At 71.6% G+C, this 6000-nt stretch carries 7 protein-coding genes; 2 read left to right on the plus strand and 5 right to left on the minus strand.

Features of this window, described 5'->3' with window-relative positions:
* Positions 1–18: 18 nt before the first annotated feature.
* The 5 genes from VKA29_RS05910 to clpS all read right to left on the minus strand — a co-directional run bounded on the left by VKA29_RS05910 (position 19) and on the right by clpS (position 3701).
* A complete protein-coding gene (locus VKA29_RS05910) occupies positions 19–114 on the minus strand; it encodes a putative leader peptide (protein ID WP_019759525.1) in 96 nt (31 codons plus the stop codon).
* Between the two features lie 87 nt (positions 115–201).
* Positions 202–624, minus strand: a complete 423-nt coding sequence (locus VKA29_RS05915; protein WP_324784108.1) for a M67 family metallopeptidase — start codon at positions 622–624, stop codon at positions 202–204.
* Positions 625–930: 306 nt separating this feature from the next.
* On the minus strand, positions 931–2355 hold the full coding sequence (locus VKA29_RS05920) for an amino acid permease (RefSeq protein WP_324784109.1): 1425 nt from the start codon (positions 2353–2355) through the stop codon (positions 931–933).
* Between the two features lie 354 nt (positions 2356–2709).
* Complete coding sequence (locus VKA29_RS05925; RefSeq protein ID WP_324784110.1) at positions 2710–3312, minus strand: DUF2017 domain-containing protein; 603 nt, start codon at positions 3310–3312, stop codon at positions 2710–2712.
* 71 nt (positions 3313–3383) lie between these two features.
* Positions 3384–3701: an ATP-dependent Clp protease adapter ClpS gene (gene clpS, locus VKA29_RS05930; RefSeq protein WP_324784111.1), complete on the minus strand. Its 318-nt coding sequence runs from the start codon at positions 3699–3701 to the stop codon at positions 3384–3386.
* 90 nt (positions 3702–3791) lie between these two features.
* On the opposite strand from clpS, the gene VKA29_RS05935 reads away from it, so the two are divergent.
* Together VKA29_RS05935 and VKA29_RS05940 are read left to right on the plus strand one after the other, a co-directional pair.
* Positions 3792–5129, plus strand: a complete 1338-nt coding sequence (locus tag VKA29_RS05935) for a nicotinate phosphoribosyltransferase (RefSeq protein WP_324784112.1) — start codon at positions 3792–3794, stop codon at positions 5127–5129.
* Positions 5130–5268: 139 nt separating this feature from the next.
* Positions 5269–5859: a nicotinamidase gene (locus VKA29_RS05940; protein ID WP_324784113.1), complete on the plus strand. Its 591-nt coding sequence runs from the start codon at positions 5269–5271 to the stop codon at positions 5857–5859.
* The last annotated feature ends 141 nt before the right edge of the window (positions 5860–6000 follow it).

The following is a 6000-nucleotide window of genomic DNA, read 5'->3' on the forward strand; positions in this document are numbered from 1 at the left end:
TACGGCGGCAGGGCAGCGTCAACAGATGGCGCTGGCGAGCCTGCACAGGTCGACGTGCAGCCGCGCCACGAGCAGCATGCCCGGCGTCTTTTCGCTCACGTCATGGGAAACCATGAACTCATCGTATCGATTCCCCGCCGGGCACCCCGAGTGTGATCTCAGATTGCGGACGGAATTCATCCAGTGTTCGAGATGGAGGGTTCAGTAGGCCTCCACCACCTTGACTTCCTCCTCCGTGATCTCTCCTTCCACGATGCGGAAGGAGCGGAACTGGAAGTCGCCGGCGCCGTCGGTGTCCGCCGTGGAGACCAGGACGTAGTGGGCGCCGGGTTCGTTGGCGTAGGAGATGTCGGTGCGGGAGGGGTAGGCCTCGGTCGCGGTGTGGGAGTGGTAGATGATCACCGGCTCCTCGTCGCGGTCGTCCATCTCGCGGTAGAGCTTCAGCAGGTCGTGCGAGTCGAACTCGTAGAACGTGGGCGAGCGGGCCGCGTTCAGCATCGGGACGAAGCGCTCGGGGCGGCCGCTGCCCACCGGTCCGGCGACGACGCCGCACGCCTCGTCGGGGTGGTCCTCGCGCGCGTGGGCGACGATCTGGTCGTACAGGGCCTGGGTGATGGTCAGCATGGTGGCCAGGATAAGCAGGGCGGGAGGGGCCGCGCGCAGCGCGTCGGGCAGGGCGGTGGCGGGCGACGGGTGGGCCGCCGCGTACCGGAGGGTGGTACGGGGCGGCCCATATGCCGGACGGTGCGGCGGCCCGGCGGTCGGCTGGGGCGCCCCGGCGGGTCGGCCCATATGCCGGACGGTGCGGCGGCCCGGCGGTCGGCTGAGGCGCCCCGGCGGGTCGGCCCGGGCGACACGGCGGGTCGGCCCGGGCGACACGGCGGGTCGGCCCGGGCGACACGGCGGGTCGGCCCGGGCGCGCCGGCGGGGTCAGCCCACCTTTTCCAGCTCCGGTTCACGGCGCTCGGCGATCCGCGGGTTGCGGCTCCTGAGCACCGCCCAGCCGGCGCCGAGGGCGGCGGCCCAGCCGGCCATCACGTACAGGCAGACGCGGGAGTCGGCGTCGTAGGCGATCAGGCCGGTGACGAAGAGCAGGAAGGCGATGGCGATCCAGCTGCACACCGAGCCGCCCGGGGCGGGGAAGGCGGAGGCGGGCAGCCGGCCGGCGACGACCGCGCGGCGGTAGCGGACGTGGCTGACCAGGATCATCAGCCAGGTCCAGATGCCGGCCGCGGTGGCCACCGAGGTGACGTAGCCGAACGCCTTCTCCGGGACGACGTAGTTCAGGACCACGCCGATGCCCATGAACAGGACGGAGACGGTGATGCCGAGCGCCGGGGCCTTCGCGGCGGACAGCCGCTGGAAGCCCTTGGGCGCCTCGCCGTTGTCGGCCAGGGTGCGCAGCATGCGGCCGGTGGAGTACATGCCGGAGTTGCAGGAGGACAGGGCGGCGGTCAGCACGACGAAGTTGACGATGCCGGCGCCCGCCGGGATGCCGATCTTCGCGAAGGCGGCGACGAAGGGGCTCACGCCCGGCGCGAACTCGGTCCACTTCACCACGCACAGGATGACGGCGAGGGCGCCGACGTAGAACAGCGCGATGCGCCAGGGCAGCGTGTTGATGGCCTTGGGCAGGGTCTTCTCGGGGTTCTCCGACTCGCCGGCGGTGACGCCGACCAGTTCGACGGCGAGGTAGGCGAACATCACGCCCTGCAGGGTCATCAGGGAGGCGCCGATGCCCTTGGGGAAGAAGCCGTCGAAGGCCCAGAGGTTGGAGACCGCGGCGGTGTCGCCGGCCGAGCTGACACCGAAGGTGAGCACGCCGAGACCGATGACGATCATGCCGATCAGGGCGGTGACCTTGACCATCGAGAACCAGAACTCGAGCTCGCCGAAGACCTTCACCGAGATGAGGTTGACCCCGAAGAGGATCACCAGGAAGACCAGGGCGGTCACCCACTGCGGCACGGCCGGGAACCAGTAGTGGACGTAGATCGCGGTGGCCGTCAGCTCCGACATACCGGTGACGACCCACATCAGCCAGTACGTCCAGCCGGTGAAGTAGCCGAAGAACGGGCCGAGGAATTCGCGCGAGTATTCGGCGAAGGAGCCCGAGACCGGGCGGTACAGCAGCAGTTCGCCGAGCGCTCGCATGATGAAGAAGACGATGGCGCCGGCGAGGGCGTACATCAGGATGAGGCTGGGGCCGGCCTTGGCGATGTTCGCTCCGGCCATCAGGAACAGTCCGACGCCGATGGCGCCGCCGATGGCGATCATCTGGACCTGGCGGCTGCCGAGTCCGCGCTCGTACCCCTCTTCGGAGGTGTTCTCCGTGTCGACCTGGGCGGAGGTCATGTGTCGTGCGCCTTTCTCCATGCCGAGCCCGGCCTCTCGTCGGCCGCGGACCGGCTCTCGATCCCCCCGGATGAATGGAGTGGAGCGGGCTTCGCAGCCCGCTCGTGCCTGGCCGGCGGTCGCCGGCTCGGTGGCGCACCCGGCCGAACGTGGGTGGTGTTCGCCGGGCGGTCGTGAAGATTTATCACGGCCGCAATGGTCGTCCCGGGCGCGGAAAGTGAGACACGCCACGGAGAGAAGCGGACAAAGAACACCCGTCGGGCGCATTCCCGGCCACTGCGGTGATGCGATCGTTATCCCGATTTGAGCGTCGTCTGAGCGAATGCCGGACCCGCCGGGCCGGGTGCGGACGGGTCAGGGCATGAGGGTGGCGACGAGGGTCTCCTGGAGGCCGCCCAGCCACAGGTACGCCATCACCATCGGCTTGCGCGGGTCGTCGTCGGGCAGGCCGTAGAGGGCGTCGGTGTCGTCCTCGTCGGTGATCTCCAGCCGGGCGCCGATCGCCAGGCGCAGGTCGTTGAGGGCGCCCAGCCACTGCCGGGACTCCCCGGCCGACAGCTTCAGCACCGCCCCGCCGCCGGCCGGCGCCAGCGCGTCCAGCGAGCGGACCACCGCGAGGGCGTTCTGCCGCTTGCCGGCGCGCAGGTCGTTCTCGGTGTAGCGGCGGAACTCGGCGGAGTGCGCCCGCCGTTCCTCCGCCTCGGCCGCCGTGCCGGGGGCCTGTTCCGGGTCGCTGTAGGCGTCGGGGAACAGGCGTTTGAGGACGGGGTCCTCCGGCGGTTCGCTGGGGCCGTCGGCGAACAGCTCGGCGAGCGGGTCGGCGGGGGCGTCCTCGGCGGGGCCGGGGCCGATCAGCTCCAGGAGCTGGACGGCCAGCGACCGGATGATGGAGATCTCGACGTCGTCGAGGGCGACGGCCGCGCCGCCGCCGGGGAGCGGTTCGAAGTGTCCGGGCATGAAGGGGATTCGCTACTTCCGGTCCTGCGGGCGGGGGCGGGTCGTTTCCGGTCCTGCGGCCGGGCGGCGGGTCATTTCCGGTCCTGCTGGAGGGTGGCCCACAGGCCGTAGCCGTGCATGGCCTGCACGTCGCGCTCCATCTCCTCGCGCGTGCCGCTGGAGACGACCGCCCGGCCCTTGTGGTGGACGTCGAGCATGAGCTTGGTGGCCTTGTCCTTGCTGTAGCCGAAGTACGTCTGGAAGACGTACGTCACGTAGCTCATGAGGTTGACCGGGTCGTTGTGGACGATCGTGATCCAGGGGACGTCCGGCTCGGGTACGGCGAATACCTCCTCCGCCGACTCGGTGCGTTCGATCTCTACGGGAGCGGGTGACGTCACAACGCCCATGCTGCCACCCGAGGGGGGTGGTCGCACAAACGACCCGGAGCCGCACCCGAAAATCGTCAAACTGACGAGATGGGGGTACCATCGCCTGCCATGAACACAGCGGACCTTGGGCTGCCGGTGGACGTCCCGTCGACGGCGCTCTTCACGGACCACTACGAGCTGACGATGCTGCAGGCCGCCCTGGAGGCGGGCACCGCCGGACGGCGGTCGGTGTTCGAGATCTTCACCCGGCGGCTGCCAGAGGGGCGGCGCTACGGCGTCGTGGCGGGCACCGGACGCGTGCTGGACGCCGTCGAGAACTTCCGCTTCGACGCGGGCGTCCTCGGCTTCCTGCGGGAGCGGCGGATCGTCGACGAGGAGACGCTGCAGTGGCTCGCCGGCTACCGCTTCTCCGGCGACATCTGGGGCTACCCGGAGGGGGAGGTGTACTTCCCGGGCTCGCCGGTGCTGCGGGTGGAGGGTTCCTTCGCCGAGTGCGTGCTGCTGGAGACGGTGATCCTGTCCATCCTCAACCACGACTCCGCGATCGCCGCGGCCGCCTCCCGCATGGCCTCGGCCGCGGGCGACCGGCCGCTGATCGAGATGGGCGCCCGCCGCACCCACGAGCTGGCGGCCGTCGCCGCCTCCCGCGCCGCCTACATAGGCGGTTTCGCCTCCACCTCCGACCTGGCGGCCGGCTTCCGCTACGGCATCCCGACCGTGGGCACCTCCGCGCACGCCTTCACCCTCCTGCACGACAGCGAGCGGGACGCCTTCCGCGCCCAGGTCGACTCGCTGGGCCGGGGCACCACGCTGCTCGTCGACACCTACGACGTCGCCGAGGCGGTCCGCACGGCCGTCGAGATCGCCGGGCCCGAGCTGGGCGCGGTGCGCATCGACTCGGGCGACCTGCTGCTCGTCGCGCACCGGGTGCGGCAGCAGCTGGACGCCCTGGGCGCCCGGGACACCAAGATCGTCGTGACCTCGGACCTGGACGAGTACGCCATCGCCTCGCTGGCGGCCGCGCCGGTGGACGCCTACGGCGTCGGCACCCAGCTGGTGACCGGGTCCGGGCACCCGACGGCGTCGATGGTCTACAAGCTCGTCGCCCGCGCGGAGTCGGACGACCCGAGGGCGCCGCTGGTGCCGGTGGCGAAGCGGTCCAGCGGCGGCAAGACGTCGGTCGGCGGCCGCAAGTGGGCCGCGCGGCGGCTGGACGCGGACGGGGTCGCCGAGGCCGAGGTGGTCGGCACCGGGCCGGTCCCGGGCGAGCTGGCCGACCGGCAGCTGCTGGTGGAGCTGATAAAGGGCGGTGCGGTGGTCGCCCGCGAACCGCTGGACGTGGTGCGCGACCGGCACGCGGCCGCACGGGCCGGGCTGCCGCTGTCGGCGACCCAGCTCTCCCGCGGAGAGGCCGTCATCCCGACCGAGTACGTCCATCCGCGCTGAGGCCCCGGGGCGGCCGGCGGGACGCGCGGTCACGTTCCGCGACGCGCCCCTCCCGCCCCGCTCCCGAAGTCTCTAGGCTCGGAAGTTCAACGGCCGGGCCGCACCCCTACCCGACCTCCTAGCCGAAGGACAGACCACCATGCGCCGCGCCTTGATCGTCGTAGACGTGCAGAACGACTTCTGCGAGGGGGGCAGCCTCGCGGTGTCCGGGGGTGCCGACGTGGCCGCCGCCGTGACCGAGCTGATCGGGCAGGCTGCGGGCTCCGGCTACCAGCACGTGGTGGCCACCCGCGACCACCACATCGCGCCCGGCGGCCACTTCGCCGACAACCCCGACTTCGTCCGCTCCTGGCCCGCGCACTGCGTCGCCGGGACGGAGGGGGTCGGCTTCCACCCGAACTTCGCGCCCGCCGTGGCCTCCGGCGCCATCGACGCCGTCTTCGACAAGGGCGCCTACGCGGCGGCCTACAGCGGCTTCGAGGGCACCGACGAGAACGGCGTGAAGCTGGCCGACTGGCTGCGGGCCAGGGAGGTCGGCGAGGTGGACGTGGTGGGCATCGCCACGGACCACTGCGTGCGGGCCACCGCCCTGGACGCCGCGCGGGAGGGCTTCCGCACGCAGGTCCTCCTCGACCTGACCGCCGGGGTGGCCGCGGAGACCACCGAGCGGGCGGTCGAGGAGATGCGCGCGGCGGGCGTGGAACTGACCGGCAAGCCGGTCGTCGCCTGAGAGAGCCCCGGACGGATTCCGCCGCCCGGGAGCCTCGGACGGATCCCGCCGCCCGAAAGCCTCGGACGGAGTCAGTCGGCGAGAGCCGCGGACGGAGTCAGTCGGCGAGAGCCGCGGACGGAGTCAGTCGGCGAGAGCCGC

Origin of the sequence: Streptomyces sp. H51, from assembly GCF_035656535.1 — a bacterium.
Taxonomy (GTDB): domain Bacteria; phylum Actinomycetota; class Actinomycetes; order Streptomycetales; family Streptomycetaceae; genus Streptomyces.